The sequence below is a fragment of the Actinomadura sp. NAK00032 genome (assembly GCF_013364275.1).
In the GTDB taxonomy this organism is placed as follows: Bacteria; Actinomycetota; Actinomycetes; order Streptosporangiales; family Streptosporangiaceae; genus Spirillospora.
The window spans coordinates 5209291-5224889 of the sequence record NZ_CP054932.1 but is presented as its reverse complement, the minus strand read 5'-3'; the positions used below and the strand labels follow the sequence as shown (position 1 = coordinate 5224889).

Annotated in this window: 15 protein-coding genes and 1 pseudogene; 10 read left to right on the top strand and 6 right to left on the bottom strand. The window is 72.8% G+C overall.

Features of this window, described 5'->3' with window-relative positions:
* Window positions 1-88 precede the first annotated feature (88 nt).
* The 10 genes and pseudogenes from HUT06_RS24330 to HUT06_RS24290 all read left to right on the top strand — a co-directional run bounded on the left by HUT06_RS24330 (window position 89) and on the right by HUT06_RS24290 (window position 7555).
* Window positions 89-1081, top strand: a complete 993-nt coding sequence (locus tag HUT06_RS24330; RefSeq protein ID WP_176197843.1) for an urea transporter — start codon at window positions 89-91, stop codon at window positions 1079-1081.
* Window positions 1082-1133: 52 nt separating this feature from the next.
* Complete coding sequence (locus HUT06_RS24325; protein WP_176197842.1) at window positions 1134-1445, top strand: urease subunit gamma; 312 nt, start codon at window positions 1134-1136, stop codon at window positions 1443-1445.
* Window positions 1442-2185: a hypothetical protein gene (locus HUT06_RS24320; protein ID WP_176197841.1), complete on the top strand. Its 744-nt coding sequence runs from the start codon at window positions 1442-1444 to the stop codon at window positions 2183-2185. The genes HUT06_RS24325 and HUT06_RS24320 overlap by 4 nt, the downstream gene beginning before the upstream one ends.
* Window positions 2178-2480, top strand: a pseudogene (gene ureB / locus HUT06_RS45280) (urease subunit beta); the annotation flags it as partial. The gene HUT06_RS24320 and the pseudogene ureB, both read left to right, overlap by 8 nt.
* A gap of 165 nt (window positions 2481-2645) precedes the next feature.
* A complete protein-coding gene (gene ureC / locus HUT06_RS24315; RefSeq protein ID WP_217711420.1) occupies window positions 2646-4373 on the top strand; it encodes an urease subunit alpha in 1728 nt (575 codons plus the stop codon).
* Window positions 4370-5092, top strand: coding sequence for an urease accessory protein UreF (locus tag HUT06_RS24310; protein ID WP_176197840.1), 723 nt, complete (start codon window positions 4370-4372; stop codon window positions 5090-5092). Before ureC ends, HUT06_RS24310 begins: the two co-directional genes overlap by 4 nt.
* Before the next feature lie 15 nt (window positions 5093-5107).
* Window positions 5108-5740 carry an urease accessory protein UreG gene (gene ureG / locus HUT06_RS24305; RefSeq protein WP_176197839.1) on the top strand — a complete coding sequence of 211 codons (633 nt, stop codon included), beginning with the start codon at window positions 5108-5110 and terminating at the stop codon, window positions 5738-5740.
* Entirely contained in the window at window positions 5725-6696 is a 972-nt protein-coding gene (locus tag HUT06_RS24300; RefSeq protein ID WP_254715359.1) for an urease accessory protein UreD, read from the top strand. Before ureG ends, HUT06_RS24300 begins: the two co-directional genes overlap by 16 nt.
* Window positions 6693-7187: a CrcB family protein gene (locus tag HUT06_RS24295; RefSeq protein ID WP_217711419.1), complete on the top strand. Its 495-nt coding sequence runs from the start codon at window positions 6693-6695 to the stop codon at window positions 7185-7187. Before HUT06_RS24300 ends, HUT06_RS24295 begins: the two co-directional genes overlap by 4 nt.
* Entirely contained in the window at window positions 7184-7555 is a 372-nt protein-coding gene (locus tag HUT06_RS24290) for a CrcB family protein (protein ID WP_254715358.1), read from the top strand. The genes HUT06_RS24295 and HUT06_RS24290 overlap by 4 nt, the downstream gene beginning before the upstream one ends.
* Before the next feature lie 88 nt (window positions 7556-7643).
* Here the strand turns inward: HUT06_RS24290 and HUT06_RS24285 are convergent, their stop codons facing one another.
* The 6 genes from HUT06_RS24285 to HUT06_RS24260 form a co-directional block, all read right to left on the bottom strand.
* Window positions 7644-9203 (bottom strand): polysaccharide lyase family 1 protein, encoded by a 1560-nt coding sequence (locus tag HUT06_RS24285; RefSeq protein ID WP_176197838.1) that lies wholly within the window; start codon window positions 9201-9203, stop codon window positions 7644-7646.
* 43 nt (window positions 9204-9246) lie between these two features.
* The gene (locus HUT06_RS24280; RefSeq protein WP_176197837.1) at window positions 9247-10848 is read right to left on the bottom strand and encodes a carbohydrate-binding protein; all 1602 of its coding nucleotides are present in this window, start codon (window positions 10846-10848) and stop codon (window positions 9247-9249) included.
* Window positions 10849-10966: 118 nt separating this feature from the next.
* Window positions 10967-12046 (bottom strand): dienelactone hydrolase family protein, encoded by a 1080-nt coding sequence (locus HUT06_RS24275; RefSeq protein ID WP_176197836.1) that lies wholly within the window; start codon window positions 12044-12046, stop codon window positions 10967-10969.
* On the bottom strand, window positions 12046-13329 hold the full coding sequence (locus HUT06_RS24270; RefSeq protein WP_176197835.1) for a Gfo/Idh/MocA family protein: 1284 nt from the start codon (window positions 13327-13329) through the stop codon (window positions 12046-12048). Before HUT06_RS24270 ends, HUT06_RS24275 begins: the two co-directional genes overlap by 1 nt.
* Before the next feature lie 121 nt (window positions 13330-13450).
* Window positions 13451-14710 carry an ABC transporter substrate-binding protein gene (locus HUT06_RS24265; RefSeq protein ID WP_176197834.1) on the bottom strand — a complete coding sequence of 420 codons (1260 nt, stop codon included), beginning with the start codon at window positions 14708-14710 and terminating at the stop codon, window positions 13451-13453.
* 38 nt (window positions 14711-14748) lie between these two features.
* Complete coding sequence (locus tag HUT06_RS24260; RefSeq protein ID WP_254715793.1) at window positions 14749-15519, bottom strand: carbohydrate ABC transporter permease; 771 nt, start codon at window positions 15517-15519, stop codon at window positions 14749-14751.
* Window positions 15520-15599 lie beyond the last annotated feature (80 nt).

Here is a 15599-nt window from a genome sequence, read left to right as displayed (position 1 = left end):
ACGTGGGAAGCGTCCTGGTTGTCGTGCACATCGATGAATGCCGGGTCGCTCGGGGCGATGCGGATTCCGGTGATCCGAAGGAGCTTCCATGGCGTCATCGCCGCCGTCCGCGGACGCGCCCGGCGGGCAGCGCGGCGAGCACCCGGCCCCCGCGTCCGAGCGGGCGAGGGACGCCCTCCTGACGATCCCGCGCGGCGTCGCGCAGGTCGACTTCCAGCCCAGCGTCTGGACCGGGCTGATCTTCATCATCGCGCTGTTCGTCGGCGGCTGGCAGTTCGGCGCGTTCGCGCTGCTCGGCGTCGTGACCGCGACCGTGACCGCGCACCTGCTCGGGGTCGACCGGGACCGCATCTCGATCGGCCTCGAAGGCTTCAACGGGACGCTGATCGGCGTCGCGCTGGTGCTCTACCTGGGCGCGGACTGGTCGACGGTCCCGCTGGTCATCGGCGGGTCGGTCGCGGGCAGCGTGCTCACCGCGGCGATGAACGCCGTGCTCACCCCGTACAACCTGCCGACCTTCACCGCGCCGTTCTGCGTCGTGGCCCTGGTGATGGCGATCGGCGCGCCGTCCTACGCCCGAGTGTGGGCCGGCCACACCAACACCGCCCCGCCGTCGGCCACCGACCCCGGGACCGCGATGACGTGGACCGACTTCTGGCACGGGTTCTTCAACGGGGTCGGGCAGGTCTTCTTCCAGGACGAGTGGTACGTCGGGCTGATCTTCCTGATCGGGCTCGCGGTGTCGAGCCGGCTGGTCGCCGCGGCCGCGGCCGTGTCCAGCCTCGTCGGCCTGCTCACCGGCTGGTGGCTCGGCGCGCAGGCGGCCGACCTCGGCGCCGGCCTGTACGGCTACAACGCGGTCCTGACCGGGATCGCGCTGACCGGGACGTTCGTCGTGCTCAGCCCGGCCGGCGTGGTCTACGCGGTGGTCGGGGCGGCGACCGCGGCCGGCCTGACCGCCGGTCTCACCAACCTGTTCAACGTGGTCGGCGGCCACACCCTGACCTGGCCGTTCGTGCTGGTCACCTGGGTGTTCCTGGCCGCCGTCCCGATCTTCTCCAGGATCCGGCGGACCGCATGAGGGGTGCGCCGCCGTCCGCGTCCCGGCGGCATCCGGGCAGAAAGGGGCATCGATGAACCTGTCACCACGAGAGATCGACAAGGCGCTCATCTTCACCGTCGCGGAGATGGCGGAGAAACGCCGGCAGCGCGGCCTGAAGCTCAACCACGGCGAGACGGTCGCGCTGATCAGCTCCGCGATCGTGGAGGCCGCGCGGGACGGCAAGACCGTCTCCGACTGCATGGAGCTGGGTAAGAAGGTCGTCGGGCCGGACGACGTGATGCCGGGCGTGCGCGGCATGCTGTCGCTGATCCAGGTCGAGGCCGCGTTCGACGACGGCACCAAGCTCGTCTCCTGCCACGACCCCGTCGGCGGCGGCAAGTGACGCAGGCCCCCGGCCGCGCCGTCCTGCCGGTCGGCGGGCACGAGAGCGCCCCCGCGGCCGGGGTGCACGGCCCCGGGCGGGGGCTGCGGACCGCGCTGCGGGGCCTGCCGCGCGCCGTCGCGGTCCCGATGACGCTGGGCCGCGACCCGGACCTCGCGCCCGCGGCGGCGCAGACCCTGGCCTGGGCGGCGCGCGACCGGGCGCCGGGCGACCTGCTGCTCGCCGGGCCGCTCGGCACGGTGACGCACCTGGTGGGGTGGATCCGCGCGGCGGTGATGCGGGCCGCGCGGGCGGGGGCCGGCCCGGACGCCGTGCTGCTGGTCGCGCCGGCCGCCGGGCCGGGCGCCGACGCGGAGCTGTTCAAGGTCGCCCGGCTGGTCTGGCACCACCTGCCGGTCCGCCGGGTGGAGGTCGCCTTCGACGGCGGCGAGCCCGGTGTGGCCGAGGGCGTGGAGCGTTGCCGCCTGCTGGGGGCCCGGGACGTGGCGGTCGTGCCCGCCTCGCTCGTCGTGCCCCCGCCCTGCCCCGGCGCGGTGGCCGCCGGGCCGCTGCTCGCGCCGGCGGCCGTCGCGGCCCTGGTCCGCGAGCGCGCCGCCGAAGCGGAGCGGCGCTGGGCGCACGTCCGCGACGACGGCCTCGGCATCGCCGCGGGGCACGGCCACGGCCACGGCCACGGGCATTACCACGCTAATTCCGAGAACATCGAGACGACCCTGGAGGGGATGGCCGCTCATGGCTGAGGACGTCTACATATTCGGCGACGGAGAGATAGAACTGAACACCGGGCAGCACCGGGAGACGCTGACCGTGCAGAATACCGGGGACCGGGCGATCCAGATCGGCTCGCACTTCCATTTCTTCGAGGTCAACCGGGCGCTGAGCTTCGACCGGGAGAAGACCTTCGGAATGCGCCTCGACATCCCCGCGGGAACCGCCGTCCGGTTCGAGGCGGGCGACACCAAGAAGATCCGGCTCGTCGAGTACGGCGGCGGCATGCGCATCGTCGGGTTCGGCGGGCTGCTCAACGGCAGCGTCCGGTCCAGGTCCGCGCGGGAGGCCGCGTTCAGCCGGATGCACGAGTGGGGCTACCTGGACACCGAGGCGCCGAGCGGCGACGGGTCGGGCAACGGGCACCGGGCCCCCGCCAAGCGGGGCGCCCGCGCGAAGGCCGGCGCGGGCCGGTCGAGGAAGGGCTGACCCATGGCGACCACGATCTCCCGCGAGAAGTACGCGAGCATGTACGGCCCCACCGTGGGCGACCGCATCCGCCTCGCCGACACCAACCTGGTGGTGGAGGTGGAGAAGGACTTCAACGAGGGCCACTACGGCGACGAGACCCAGTACGGCGGCGGCAAGACCGCCCGGGACGGCATGTCCGCCGACCCCGCCTCGCTGAGCGCGACGACGACCCTGGACACGGTCATCACCAACGCGGTGATCATCGATCCGCTGCTCGGCGTCGTCAAGGGCGACATCGGCATCAAGAACGGGCGGATCGCGGGGGTCGGCAAGTCCGGCAACCCGCACACCCAGAACGGGGTGGACCGGCGGCTGATCGTCGGGGTGGGCACCGAGGTGATCTCCGGGGAGAACCTCATCGCGACCGCCGGCGCGATCGACTCCCACGTCCACTTCCTCGCGCCGCAGCAGGCGCAGCACGCGCTGAGCAACGGCATCACCACCCTGCTCGGCGGCGGCACCGGGCCCGCCGACGGCAGCCGCGGCACCACCTGCACGCCGGGGCCGTGGAACATCTCCCGCATCCTGCAGGCCTACGAGGACATCCCGATCAACATCGCCGTCTACGGCAAGGGCAACGGCAGCCTGCCCGGCCCGCTGGACGAGCAGCTGCGCGCCGGCGCCTGCGGGCTGAAGGTGCACGAGGACTGGGGCACCACGCCCTCGGTCATCGACTGCGCGCTGCGCGTCGCCGACGACCACGACGTGCAGATCTCCATCCACACCGACACGCTCAACGAGGCCGGGTTCGTGGAGGACACGATCAGCGCGATCGACGGCCGCGCGATCCACACCTACCACTCCGAGGGGGCCGGCGGCGGGCACGCGCCCGACATCCTGCAGATCACCTCCGAGCCGAACGTGCTGCCCGCCTCGACCAACCCGACGCTGCCCTACACGGTCAACTCGGCGGACGAGCTGCTGGACATGACGATGGTCTGCCACCACCTCAGCTACGACGTCCCGGAGGACCTGGCGTTCGCCGAGAGCCGCGTCCGCCCGGAGACCATCGCGGCGGAGACGGTCCTGCACGACCTCGGCATCATCAGCATCATCGGGTCGGACTCGCAGGCGATGGGCCGGGTCGGCGAGTCGGTCACCCGCGCCTTCCAGGTCGCCCACCACTGCAAGGACAAGCGCGGCCCGCTGCCCGAGGACTCCGCGCGCAACGACAACACCCGCGTGCTGCGCTTCCTGTCCAAGGTCACCATCAACCCGGCCCGCACCTGCGGGATGGCGAACGAGATCGGGTCGCTGGAGGACGGCAAGCTCGCCGACATCGTGCTGTGGCCGGTCCGCTCGTTCGGGGCCAAGCCGGCCATGGTCATCAAGGGCGGGCTGATCAGCTGGGCGGAGATGGGCGACCCGAACGCCTCGCTGCCCACCCCGCAGCCGGTCTACTTCCGGCCGACGTTCGGCGCGTTCGGCAGGGCGCTGCGCGAGACCTGCGTGACGTTCATGTCGGACGCGGCGATCTCCGAGGGCGTCCCGGACAAGCTCGGGCTGGAGCGGATCATCCGGCCGGTGCAGCAGTGCCGCACGGTCGACAAGCGGCACATGATGTACAACTCCACGCTCGCCGAGGTCAGGGTGGACCCGGAGACGTACCGGGTCACGGTGGACGGGGAGCGCGTCACCATCGACCCGGCCCGCTCGCTGCCGCTGAACCGGCTGCACTACATCGCATGACCGACGCCAAGGCGCAGGGGAGGCCGGAGGCCGGCGGGCTGGAGACGCTGCTCGCGCAGCTGCAGCTCACCGACTCCGGCTTCCCCAGCGGGCTCTACACCCTGTCGCACGGCCTGGAGGGCCACGCCCAGCTCGGCCTGGCCGGCGCGGACGACCTGCCGGCGCTGGTGGCGGACCTGGTGCGGGCGGCGGGCACCGGCGACGCGGCGGCGCTGGCGCTGGCGCACCGGGCGGTGACCGCCGGCGACTGGGACCTGCTGGTGGAGACCGACCGCAGGCTGCACGCGCTGAAGCTCGGCCGCGAGCAGCGGACGGCGTCGGTGCGCACCGGCCGGCAGGTGCTGGAGAACGCCGGGCCCGCGTTCGGGTCGGCCCCGGCCGCCCGGCTCGCCGGCCTCGTCGCGGACGGCGTCGCGCCCGGCACCCACCCGGTCGCCGTGGGCGCGATCCACGCGGGGCTCGGCGTCCCGGTCCGGGACGCGGTCGCGAGCGACCTGTACGCGTTCGCGGCGAGCTGCGCGGCGGCGGCGGTCCGGCTCGCGCGGATCGACTTCCGGCGGGCGCAGGCGCTGCTGCGGGAGCTGCGGCCGGAGCTGGCCCGCGCGGCGGAGACCGCGCTGGCCGCCCGGGACCCCCGCGACCTGCACGCCTCGACGCCCGCCGCCGACGCGGTCGCGGCCCTGCACGAGCGGGCCGAGGCCCGCCTGTTCATCACCTGAGAGAGGACGGACGCCATGGAACTGGACCAGGTGTACAAGGTCGGCATCGGCGGGCCGGTGGGGTCGGGCAAGACGGCCCTCATCGAGGCGCTGGTGCCGATCCTGGTGGAGCGCGGGCACCGGCCCGGCGTGATCACCAACGACATCTACACGCAGGAGGACGCCCAGCACGTCCGCCGCACGCTGGCGGGCACGCTCGACGCCGAGCGCGTCGTCGGCGTCGAGACGGGGGCGTGCCCGCACACCGCCGTCCGGGACGACCCCACGATGAACCTCGCGGCGGCCTCGGAGCTGCTCGACCGGTTCCCCGACATCGACGTGCTGCTGTTCGAGAGCGGCGGCGACAACCTGACGCTCACCTTCAGCCCGGCGCTCGCGGACGTGTACGTGTTCGTGCTGGACACCGCCGAGGGGGAGAAGATGCCGCGCAAGCGCGGCCCGGGCACCACCGACTCCGACCTGCTGGTCATCAACAAGATCGACATCGCGCCGTACGTGCGCACCGACCTCGCCGTGATGGAGGGCGACGCGCGGAAGGTGCGCGGGACGCGCCCGGTCGCGCTGACCGACTGCCTCACCGGGACCGGGGTCGCCGAGGTCGCCGACTTCGTCCTGGAGCGCCGGGAGGCGCTGTGCTCACCGGCGTGACCGCCCCGCCGGACGGGGTCTCCGGCGACCTCGCCCGGGCCGCGCCGGAGCGGTGCGCGCCCGGCTGGCTGCCCGCCGGGGTGGCGCGGTACGCGGCGCCGCCGGACACGCTTCCGGTCGGCTCGCCGGGCAAGGTCGGCGTGCTGGAACTGGACTTCGCCGTGTCCGGCGGCCGGACGGAGCTGACCGGCTGCTTCCAGAAGGCGCCGCTGCACACCACCCGCCCGCTGTACCCGGACCCCGGCCGGCCCGACATGCCGTGCGTGCTGTTCATGACGGCCGGCGCCGGCGTCCTCCAGGGCGACCGGTACCGGCTCGCGCTGGACTGCGGGCCGGGGACGGCCGTGCACTTCACCACCCAGACCGCCACGCGGATCTACCGGATGGAGCACGACTACGCGACCCAGGTCGTCGACCTCGCCGCCGGGCCGGGCAGCCACGTGGAGTACCTGCCCGCGACCACGATCCCGTTCGGGGAGTCGCGGTTCTACCAGCGCATGAGCGTCACCGCCGACCCGGAGGCGACCGTCGTCATCGGCGAGAAGCTGATGGCCGGGCGGCTCGCCCGCGGCGAGTGGCACGCCTACGACGCCTACTGCACCGACCTGGAGGTCCGCGACCCCGGCGGCCGGCTGCTGTTCGCCGACCCGCTCCGGCTCATCCCGGCCGAGCACGGCACCGCCGGCCCCGCGGTCATGGACGGCTTCGGGCTCATGGCGTCGCTGTACGTCATCACCGGGGCCAGGCCCGCGCGGGAGGTCGCGGACGCCATGCACGAGGCGCTCGCCGGGACGGGGCTGCGCGGCGGGGCGAGCGTCCTGCCCGGCGGCCGCGGGGCGTGGGCGCGGATGCTCGGCGACCGGTCCCCGGAGGTGGACGCCGCGTTCCACCGCACCTGGGACGCCGCGCGGCGGCTGCTGCTCGGCGTCCCCGCGCCACCGGGGGCCGGCGCGTGAAGGAACCGCTGTGGGGGCGCCTGCACAACCGCGAACGGGCCGAGGCGCGCGTCCTGCACCCGCACAAGGGGCCGCCGCCCCTGCCGGGGCTGAAGCCGAGGGTCATCGCGGACGTCGCCGTAGGCGGCGCGCTCGGCGCCCTCGCCCGTTACGGGCTCACCCAGGCGATCCCGGCGGCCAAGCTCGGCTTCCCCTGGAACACCTTCACCGTCAACATCCTCGGCTGCCTCATCATGGGCGTCCTGACCAGCTACCTGCTCGCGGGCCGTTCGCACCCCTACGTGCGGCCGCTCGCCGTGACGGGGTACCTGGGCGGGTTCACGACGTTCTCGCACCTGATCGACGGCGTCTACACCCTCGGTGACGGAGGAAAGCCGTCGCTGGCCATCGGCTACGCGCTGATCAGCGTCGCCGTCGGCTGGGCCGCGATCGCCGTGGGCCTGGCGATCGGACGCAGGATCCCGCACCCCGAGTCCGGGAGCGCGCCGTGACGACGTTCATCGTGGTACTGCTCGTCCTCGCCGGCGGCGCCGTGGGCGCCTCGATGCGCTACGTGCTGGACGGCTACGTCAAGGCCACCGCCGGAAAGTCCATGCCGTGGGGGACGCTCGCGGTGAACCTGCTCGGCGCGGGCGCGCTCGGCGCCCTGCACGGCGCGGGGACCGGGACCTACGTCGAGGCGCTGATGGGCACAGGCCTGTGCGGCGCGCTGACCACGTTCAGCACCTTCGAGCTCGACACCGTCCACCTGATCCAGGACGGCGCGTACACCAGGGCGGCCGTCAACGCGGCGGGCAGCCTGCTCCTCGGCTTCGGCGCCTTCATCGCCCTGCACGCGGCCTTCGCGCAGCTGGCCTGACGCCCGCGCCGCGCCGGCGGCGGGGCCCGCCCGGCGGATCCGGGGGCACCGGACCCGCCGGGCGGCGGCGGGGGGCGGGACCGTGCCGCTATCCGGCGTAGGTCTCGAACTCGGCGACCCGCGGCGTGCCGGACGCGCTGATGATCTTGAATGTGATCTTGCGCAGTTCCGTCCGCGCGAAGGAGACGGCGCCCGCGCCCGTGCCGGAGGCCAGCACGGCGCCGGTGTCATGGTCGATGAGCTGCCAGGACCCGATGGTCCCGGCGGTGCCCGCCGCCTCCCGGACGTCGACCGCGGACACCGCGGTGGCGGAGCCCCACTTGATCGAGATCGACCCGGTCGTGCCGGCGGGCGACCAGTAGGTGCCCATGTCGCCGTCGCGCACGTTGCCGTAGCTGGTCCCGTCGGCCTTGCCGGAGCCGTCGGAGCCCGCCCCGATGCTGAGGTTGGTCCCGCTCGGCACCGTCGGCGTCGGCGTGGGGTCGGTGGGCGTGGGGGTGGGGTCGGTCGGTGTCGGGTCGGTCGGCGTCGGGGTCGGCGACTGCGGCGCGCAGTTGCCGTCCGACGTCCGCAGGCCCTTGTTCGCGCCCGCCGTCTGGCTCACGATGTCCGGCACGCAGGCGGCGTCGTCGAGGCTGTAGGAGTAGGGGATGCCGACGGAGGTGTTGGACTGGGGGTCCGGGCCGGCGGGGTGGTTCTCCTCGCCCTCGCCGGTCCAGGTGACGTTGTCGTAGATGTTGCCGGCGACCTGCCAGTAGCCGAGGGCGTCGGTGTAGAAGGTGCCGAGGACGTCCTTGGAGTCCTCGAAGTAGTTGTTCTCGACCTTGATGTGCGCCCCGGCCCGGGAGTTGATGCCGGACTTGGCGAGCCCGACGAAGTGGTTGTCGTAGCTGTGGGCGGTTCCGCCGCGCAGCAGCGGCGTCCGGGAGTCGATGTTCTGGTACAGGTTGTGGTGGAACGTGACGAAGCCGTTCGAGGTGTCGCTCTCGCTGGACCCGATGAGGCCGCCGCGCCCGGAGTTGCGCAGGACGCTGTAGGACAGGGTCACGTACCGGGTGTTGTCCTTCATGTCGAAGAGGCCGTCGTAGCCCTCGTCCTCGCCGCCCGACGCCTCCAGGGTGGCGTGGTCGACCCAGACGTTGCGGACGTCGCTCTCCATGCCGATCGCGTCGCCGCCGTTGGAGGTGGGGGAGCCCGACTTCTTGACGTTCCGGACGTTCACGTTCTGGACGATGATGTTGCTGGAGTCGCGGATGTGGATGCCCAGCTGGTCGAAGACGGCCCCGCCGCCGACCCCGACGATGGTGACGTTGCTGATCCCCTTGAGTTCGATCCTGTCGTCGGCGGTGTCGCAGCCGTCGCCCGACACCTTGCTGGTGTTGCCGTGGTCGATGGTGCCCTCGACCTGGATGGTGATGGGGGTGCTCGTGCTCGCCCGGTCGCACAGGGCCGCGTGGATCGCGGTCCCGGTCGTGGCGCGCACGGTCTGCCCGCCCGCGCCGCCGGTGGTGCCGCCGTTCTGCGTCGCGTAGCCGGTCGCGCCGCCCGCGGCCGCCGCCACGTCGTGCGCCGACAGGGCCGCGCCGGTCGCGGCCGCGACGGCCGCCGCCAGCGCCGCCGAGAGCCTCACTGCGGCTGCTCGTCTCATCTCGTCCTCGCCTCTTCTCTCGATCCGGATCCGGGTGCGCCGTTCACGGCGTCGCGGGGCTGCCGCCGAAGGTGACGACGAGACGGCCGTCCGAGCCGAAGTACCAGCCGAGGGCGCCGGCGTAGGAGGAGCACCGGGACCCGTTCGAGCCCGTCCAGAACTGGTTCGAGCCGTCGGCGTCGCCCACCGTCTTGTCGTTGGAGCCGTCGCCGTCGAAGCGGCACGAGGTGTTGCTCCGGAACACCGAGCCGCCCTCGTCGAAGGAGAAGTTGCGCTCGGCGTTGTCGATGGCGATGTTGGAGGAGATCGTCATCGAGCCGGGGTTGCTGTTGTAGGTGAACCCGTGGTGGCCGTTGCCGTAGGCGATGCTGCGGCGGACGACGTGGTTGACCGCGATGTCGTCGCCGCCGAGCTTGAAGCCGTTGCGGTCGCCGTTGCCGGCCTGGCCGCCGTTGCCGGCCTGGCCGCCGTCGCTGAGCGTGCCGTTGCCGTAGGCGAGGGAGTCCTCGATGGTGACGGCGCCGATCGGGCCGGTCTCGTTCTTGGTGTAGAGGTCCCAGCCGTCGTCGATGTTGTTGTGGGAGACGTCGTAGCGGAAGACGTTCCCGGGGCCGGAGGTGAGCTTGGCGGCGAACCCGTCGGCGTCCTCGCCGTCGGAGTCGGCGTTGTCGTGGGACTCCGAGCTGAGGACGAGGTTGTTCGACGGCCACTGGCTCTCGGGGGTGCCGGATGACATCCGCGAGATCTGCAGCCCGGTGTCCCGGTTGAAGCGCGTCACCGCGCGCTCGATGACGTTGCCGCTGCCGCCGACGAAGATCCCGTTGTCGCCGGCGTGCTCGACGACCAGGCCGTACAGGTGCCAGTACGACCCGTTGACCGCGAGCCCGCGGTTGGCGGGGTCCTCGCTCATCGCCGAGAAGTCGAGGACGGGGGCCTCGCCGGGGTAGGCGGACAGCAGCGTCCGGTCGCCGGAGGTGCCGTTGTTCCCGGCCGGGATGGTGACGGTCTGCGAGTAACGGTAGGTGCCGCCGCGCATGTAGATCGTCCCGCCGGGGGCGATGCGGCCGATCGCGGAGGTGAGCGTCGTCGGATCGGACTCGGTCCCGGACGCGCCGTCGGCGCCTCCCGGCGCGACGTAGAGCGCGTCGGCGTCCGACGGCGGCGGGGTGTCGCCGCCGTCCGTCTCGACCTCGATGTAGTCGATGTTGGCGAGGCCGTTGGCGGTGGTGGCGGTCAGCCGGACGGTGTTCGCGCCCGCGTTGAGCGGCACGCTGACCGTGGCGGTCGTCCAGCCGTCCCACGAGCCCGTGCCGGGGAACTGCGCCGACGCGGCCGCCGCGCCGTTCACCGTCACGTTCGCGGGCCGGGCCGCGGACGTCCCGTTGGCGTAGCGGACGCGCACCGTCGCCGTGCCCGCCTCGGGGGCGTTCACGGTGAGCTGCGCGTAGGCGCCGGTCTCGTTGTCGGTGTTGCAGAATCCGCTGCCGGAGTAGCCGGTGTGGTCGGAGTCGACGGATCCCGTGCACACCGCCGGGGAGTTCTCGGCCTCGTACCGGGTCGTGGCGGCTTGCGCGGCGGTGCCGGACAGCGCGACGAGCGCGCCGGCGAGTAAGGATCCGCAGGCAATGGCGGGTTTGAATTGCATCGTTCGTCTCCAGAGGGGGAGCTTGGCTGATCGGGGGTGGGGGTGTGTCGGGAGAACGCGCGGCGGTGCGGGGCGGTGATCTGGCCTGGGGAGCGGGGGGTGTGCGCATGGGTCTCTCTCAGCTGGTGTCTGAAAGCGCTTTCTCAGTGCCGCCGACCGTGCCGGCGAGCCAGTCGAAGGCCGCGTCCTGCATGGTCCGGTCGAACTCGTGGCCCGCGTCGAAGAACGCGCCGGTGTAGCGGCCGGGCGCGTCCCGGTAGGCGCCGGTGATCTGGCGGTGCGCCCGCCGCACGCCCTCGGCGGGGAAGAGCGGGTCGGCCGTCGGGTAGAGGACCATCAGCGGCGCCGGGGCGCGGGCGGCGACCACGCCGGGCCAGTCGGCCAGGCGGGTCAGCCCGGGCGGGAACAGTGCCCAGGAGTGCGCGGCCACGTGCTCCTCGCGGAAGTCGCGGAACGAGGCGACCATCGCGGCCACCACGACCGCGCTCACCCGCGGGTCGAGCACGCCGAGGAGGGCGGCGCGGGCGCCGCCGCCCGACAGGCCGATCGCGGCGACGGACGCGACGTCGGGACGGGAGCGCAGGTACGCCGCCGCCGCGAGGTCCTCGGCGGCGAGGACGCCCGCGAAGGAGGTGCCGAGCAGCGTGCACGCCTTCGCCAGGACGTGCTCGTGGTCGCGGGCGGCGCGGTCGTAGCGGTCGGCCTCGCTAGCGCCCGGGTCCGGCGGGAGGGGCAGCGGGAGGCGGCGGCTGCCCCAGGCGAAGACGTCGTGGGCGAGGACGGCGAAGCCGCGGCGGGCCAGTTCGCCCGCGTAGCCGCGGCGGCCGTAGAGCCGGGCGCGCAGCCGGACGATCTCGGCGGCGGGCGGGTCCGGGCCGTCGGCGATCTTGTCCTTGCCCGCCCACTTCACGCCCGCGTGGCAGTGCATCGCGACGGCGCCCGGCAGCGGCCCCGCGGCGCCGCGCGGGCGGAGCAGGTAGGCGCGGGTGCGGGGGCCGAACCCGACCGTCCACGACAGCTCCTCGCCGGCCAGGTCGCCGCCGGTCCAGCGGTGCTCGACGCGGACGTCCCCGGCGGTCAGCGCCGGCACGCCGAGCACGTCGCGGAGGCGTTCGGGCAGGTCGGGGCCGGGCTCGGGGAACAGGCCGCGCCGGCGCGCGGCGATGCCGGCGAGGCCCGCGAACTCGCCGGGGAGCATCAGTCCGCCACCCGGGTGCCGCCGGCCGTGAGGGCGACCGGAGCGCCGGTCGCCGCGGACCGGTCGGCGGACACGCCGATCAGCACGCTCGCGACGCCCGCGCGGTATCCGGCCTGCCGGGCGAGCGGGTCGTCCGATGGGCCGCGGAACACGTCGTCGAGCAGCAGGGCGTCGCCGCCGCCGTGCGCGCCCGCGCCGCCGCCGATCTCGATCTCCTCAGGCTCCCGCCAGTGCCGGTGCAGGACGAGCCGCTCCGACGCCCCGGCGGCGTGCTCCTTCCCGGACGCGGTCGGGTCGATCGCCGCGTGCGGCGGTGTCCACGCCCGCTCGACGACGTCCAGCTCCAGCCGCCCGGCGGTGCCGTTGACGACGGCGCGGTAGCCCTCCGCCGGCGCGTGCGCGTTGAGGGAGTAGGTGAGCAGCGCCCCGCCCTCGTAGCGGACGAGGACCGCCATGTTGTCGTCGATCGTCACGCCCTCGCCGAACACGTCCTGGTCGCGGAGGTAGCCGTCCTCGTGCTCGGCGTCCAGGTACAGGCGCGTCAGCCGGGGGTCGGCCGACAGGTCCAGCAGGAAGGGGTCGGTGCCGAGCCGCGGCGCGTTCCGCGCCCGCGCCGGGCGGTCGCCGAGACCGCGCGCGCGGGCGTTGCCCGCGCCGTAGAAGCGCAGCGAGGTCTGCGCGTAGACCGACGCCGGGGCGTCGTCGATCCACCAGTTCACCAGGTCGAAGTGGTGGGTGGACTTGTGCACCAGCAGGCCGCCCGAGTTCGCCTTGTCGCGGTGCCAGCGGCGGAAGTAGTCGGCGCCGTGGATGGTGTCGAGCGACCAGTCGAAATGCACCGAGGTGACGTCGCCGATCGCGCCGCCGGCGATCAGCCTGCGGACGGCGCTGTTGCGCGGCGAGTAGCGGTAGTTGAAGGTGACGATGAGCCGGCCGGCGCCGCGCTCGGCCGCGTCGGCGATGGCCGCGCAGTCCTCGGCGGTGGTGCACAGCGGCTTCTCCACGACGACGTCCTTGCCGGCGTCGAGGGCCGCGACCACGTAGCGGGCGTGGGCCGCGTCGACCGTGGCGACCACGACGGCGTCGGCGAGCCCGAGCACCGCGCCGAACTCCTCGGGCGCGAAGCACGGCACGTCGCGGCCGATGCGGTCGAGGTGGTAGCGCAGGCGGGTGCGGTTGGGGTCGCAGAGCGCGGCGATCTCGCCGGTGTCGCTCCACGCGCCGAGCAGCGCGTCCACGTACATCTGCGCCCGGTGGCCGAGCCCGACGAAGGCGTATCGCATGGGGGGACTCCCGGATCGGGGTGGCGCCGTCGCGGGCGCCGGTGGCGGGGTGGCGCCGTGCGGCCCGGCCCGTTCGCCACGGGCCGCACGGCGCGTCATGGGTGTTCCCGGACGCCGCCCGCTACTGGGACAGGGCGGTGTTGGCCTCGGTCAGGAAGGTCTTGGCCGCCTCGCCCGGCTCGGCCTTGCCGAACAGCACCGAGTCGGTGGCGCGCTTGAGGATGTCCTCCATCTCCATCGCGCCCTTGGGCGGGACGACGATCGGGCTGAGGTCGTTCTTGATCGAGTCCATGAAGGCCAGCACCTTCTGGTCGGCCGGCGACAGCTTCGCCTTGATCGCCTCGATGACCTCGGCGTTGGTGGGCAGCCCCCGGTCGCTGAGCAGGATCGCGCCCGCCGCCGGGTCGTTGACGAGGAAGTCCACGAACTTCTGCGCGGCGGCGGCCTCCTCGGACCGGGCCGAGATCGTGTAGTACATCGCCGGCTGCAGGAACATGCCGGAGGCGGCGGCGCCCGGCGACTTCGGCATGCGCAGCAGGTCCAGGTCCTGGCCGGAGCCCTTGGTCAGCGCGTCGAGCTGGTTGCTCCACCAGCTCCCGAAAGCGCTTTCGTTGGTGGCGAGCAGCGCCTGGTCGACCTTGGTGCCGGTCTCCAGCATCTCGGCGGCGCCCGGCCCCGCCTTCGCGTCGATGATCTTCTGCAGCAGGGCCCACCAGTCCTTGATGGTCTGCTCGGTGAGGGCGACCTTGCCGCCGGCGTAGAACTGCTCGCCGCGCTGCGCGGCGAAGATCTGCAGGAACGCCGGGTTCTCGTTGTACTCGGTGCCCCAGACCTTACCGCCGCTCTTCTGGGTCACCCGCTGGGAGAGCGAGATGTACTCGTCCCACGTCCAGGTCTTGTCGTCCGGGGCCCGCTGGCCGTACTTCTTGAGCGTCGCCTTGTTGACGATCATCGGGAACGCGTTGACCCCGGTCGGGATCGCGTACTGCTTGCCGCCGACCTGCCCGGCCTTGAGGACGCCCTGGTCGAGCCCGGCGGTGTCGACCTTCCCGGACACGTCGGCGAGGATGCCGCGGCCCGCGTACTCGGCGAGGCCGCGGATCTCGATCGACATCACGTCGGGGGCGTCGCCCGCGGCGGTCTTGGTGGCCAGCTTCTCGTAGTAGCTGTCCCAGTCGGAGAAGTCGCCCTCGACGTCGATCGACGGGTTCTTCTTCTCGAACTCGGCGATGGCGGCCTCGGTCAGCTTCTGCCGGGAGTCGCTTCCCCAGTAGGAGAAGACGACCTTCGTCCTGCCGCTCGACCCGTCGTCGCCGCTGCCGCAGGCGGTGGCCGATATCGCGACGGCGGCGACGGCGGCGGCCGCCAGGATGCGTTTCATTTCTCGTGTACCTCCGGGGGGACGGAAGGGAGGGAGGGCTACTTGAGCCCGGTGGTGGCCATGCCTCGGACGAGGTACTTCTGGCCGGCCAGGAAGAAGCCGAAGATCGGCCCGAGCGAGACGATCGACATCGCGAACATCGGCCCCCACGAGGAGTCGCCGCTGGAGTCCAGGAACTGGCGCAGCGCCACCGGGGCCGTGAGGTTGTCGGAGTTGGTCAGGTAGAGGTTCTGGGTGAAGAAGTCGTTCCACGTCCAGATGAAGGTGAAGATCGCCGTGGTGGCCAGCGCGGGCACGCACAAAGGCATCACCACCTGCAGGAACGTGCGCAGGTGCCCGGCGCCGTCGATCGCCGCCGCCTCGTCCAGCTCCCGGGGGAGGGTGCGGATGAACTGCACCATCAGGAAGATGAAGAACGCGTCGGTGGCGAGGAACTTGGGCACCACGATGGGCCAGATCGTGTTGATCCAGTCGATCTTGCTGAACACGATGTACTGCGGCACGACCGTGACATGGTGCGGCAGCATGATCGAGACCAGCATGATCGCGAACCACAGCCTCTTGAGCGGGAACTCCAGCCGGGCGAACGCGTAGGCCGCCAGCGAGCAGGCGAGCAGGTTGCCGACGACCGCCAGGCCGGTGATGACCGCCGAGTTCCACAGGTAGTAGCCGAAGGAGTGCTTCAGCGCGTCCCAGCCGCCGGCGTAGTTCTCGCCGGTGACCTCGGTGGGCACCAGGCCGGGCTCCCGGAAGATCAGCTCCTCGGGCTTGACCGAGCTGGAGATCATCCAGAGCAGCGGGTACAGCATGAACAGGCCGAACACGATCAGCAGCAGGTGCTTGGTCAGCCGCGAGGCGGGCCGGAACAGCACCGGCGTGCGGGCGCCCG

What these genes read in the sequence shown, in the direction of transcription:
- HUT06_RS24310 (WP_176197840.1), top strand. Translation starts at nt 4,370, where the DNA reads ATGACCGACGCCAAGGCGCAGGGGAGGCCGGAGGCCGGCGGGCTGGAG.
- ureC (WP_217711420.1), top strand. Translation starts at nt 2,646, where the DNA reads ATGGCGACCACGATCTCCCGCGAGAAGTACGCGAGCATGTACGGCCCC.
- HUT06_RS24325 (WP_176197842.1), top strand. Translation starts at nt 1,134, where the DNA reads ATGAACCTGTCACCACGAGAGATCGACAAGGCGCTCATCTTCACCGTC.
- HUT06_RS24330 (WP_176197843.1), top strand. Translation starts at nt 89, where the DNA reads ATGGCGTCATCGCCGCCGTCCGCGGACGCGCCCGGCGGGCAGCGCGGC.
- HUT06_RS24280 (WP_176197837.1), bottom strand. Translation starts at nt 10,848, where the DNA reads ATGCAATTCAAACCCGCCATTGCCTGCGGATCCTTACTCGCCGGCGCG.
- HUT06_RS24285 (WP_176197838.1), bottom strand. Translation starts at nt 9,203, where the DNA reads ATGAGACGAGCAGCCGCAGTGAGGCTCTCGGCGGCGCTGGCGGCGGCC.
- HUT06_RS24260 (WP_254715793.1), bottom strand. Translation starts at nt 15,519, where the DNA reads ATGCTGTACCCGCTGCTCTGGATGATCTCCAGCTCGGTCAAGCCCGAG.
- HUT06_RS24270 (WP_176197835.1), bottom strand. Translation starts at nt 13,329, where the DNA reads ATGCGATACGCCTTCGTCGGGCTCGGCCACCGGGCGCAGATGTACGTG.
- HUT06_RS24275 (WP_176197836.1), bottom strand. Translation starts at nt 12,046, where the DNA reads ATGCTCCCCGGCGAGTTCGCGGGCCTCGCCGGCATCGCCGCGCGCCGG.
- ureG (WP_176197839.1), top strand. Translation starts at nt 5,108, where the DNA reads ATGGAACTGGACCAGGTGTACAAGGTCGGCATCGGCGGGCCGGTGGGG.
- HUT06_RS24265 (WP_176197834.1), bottom strand. Translation starts at nt 14,710, where the DNA reads ATGAAACGCATCCTGGCGGCCGCCGCCGTCGCCGCCGTCGCGATATCG.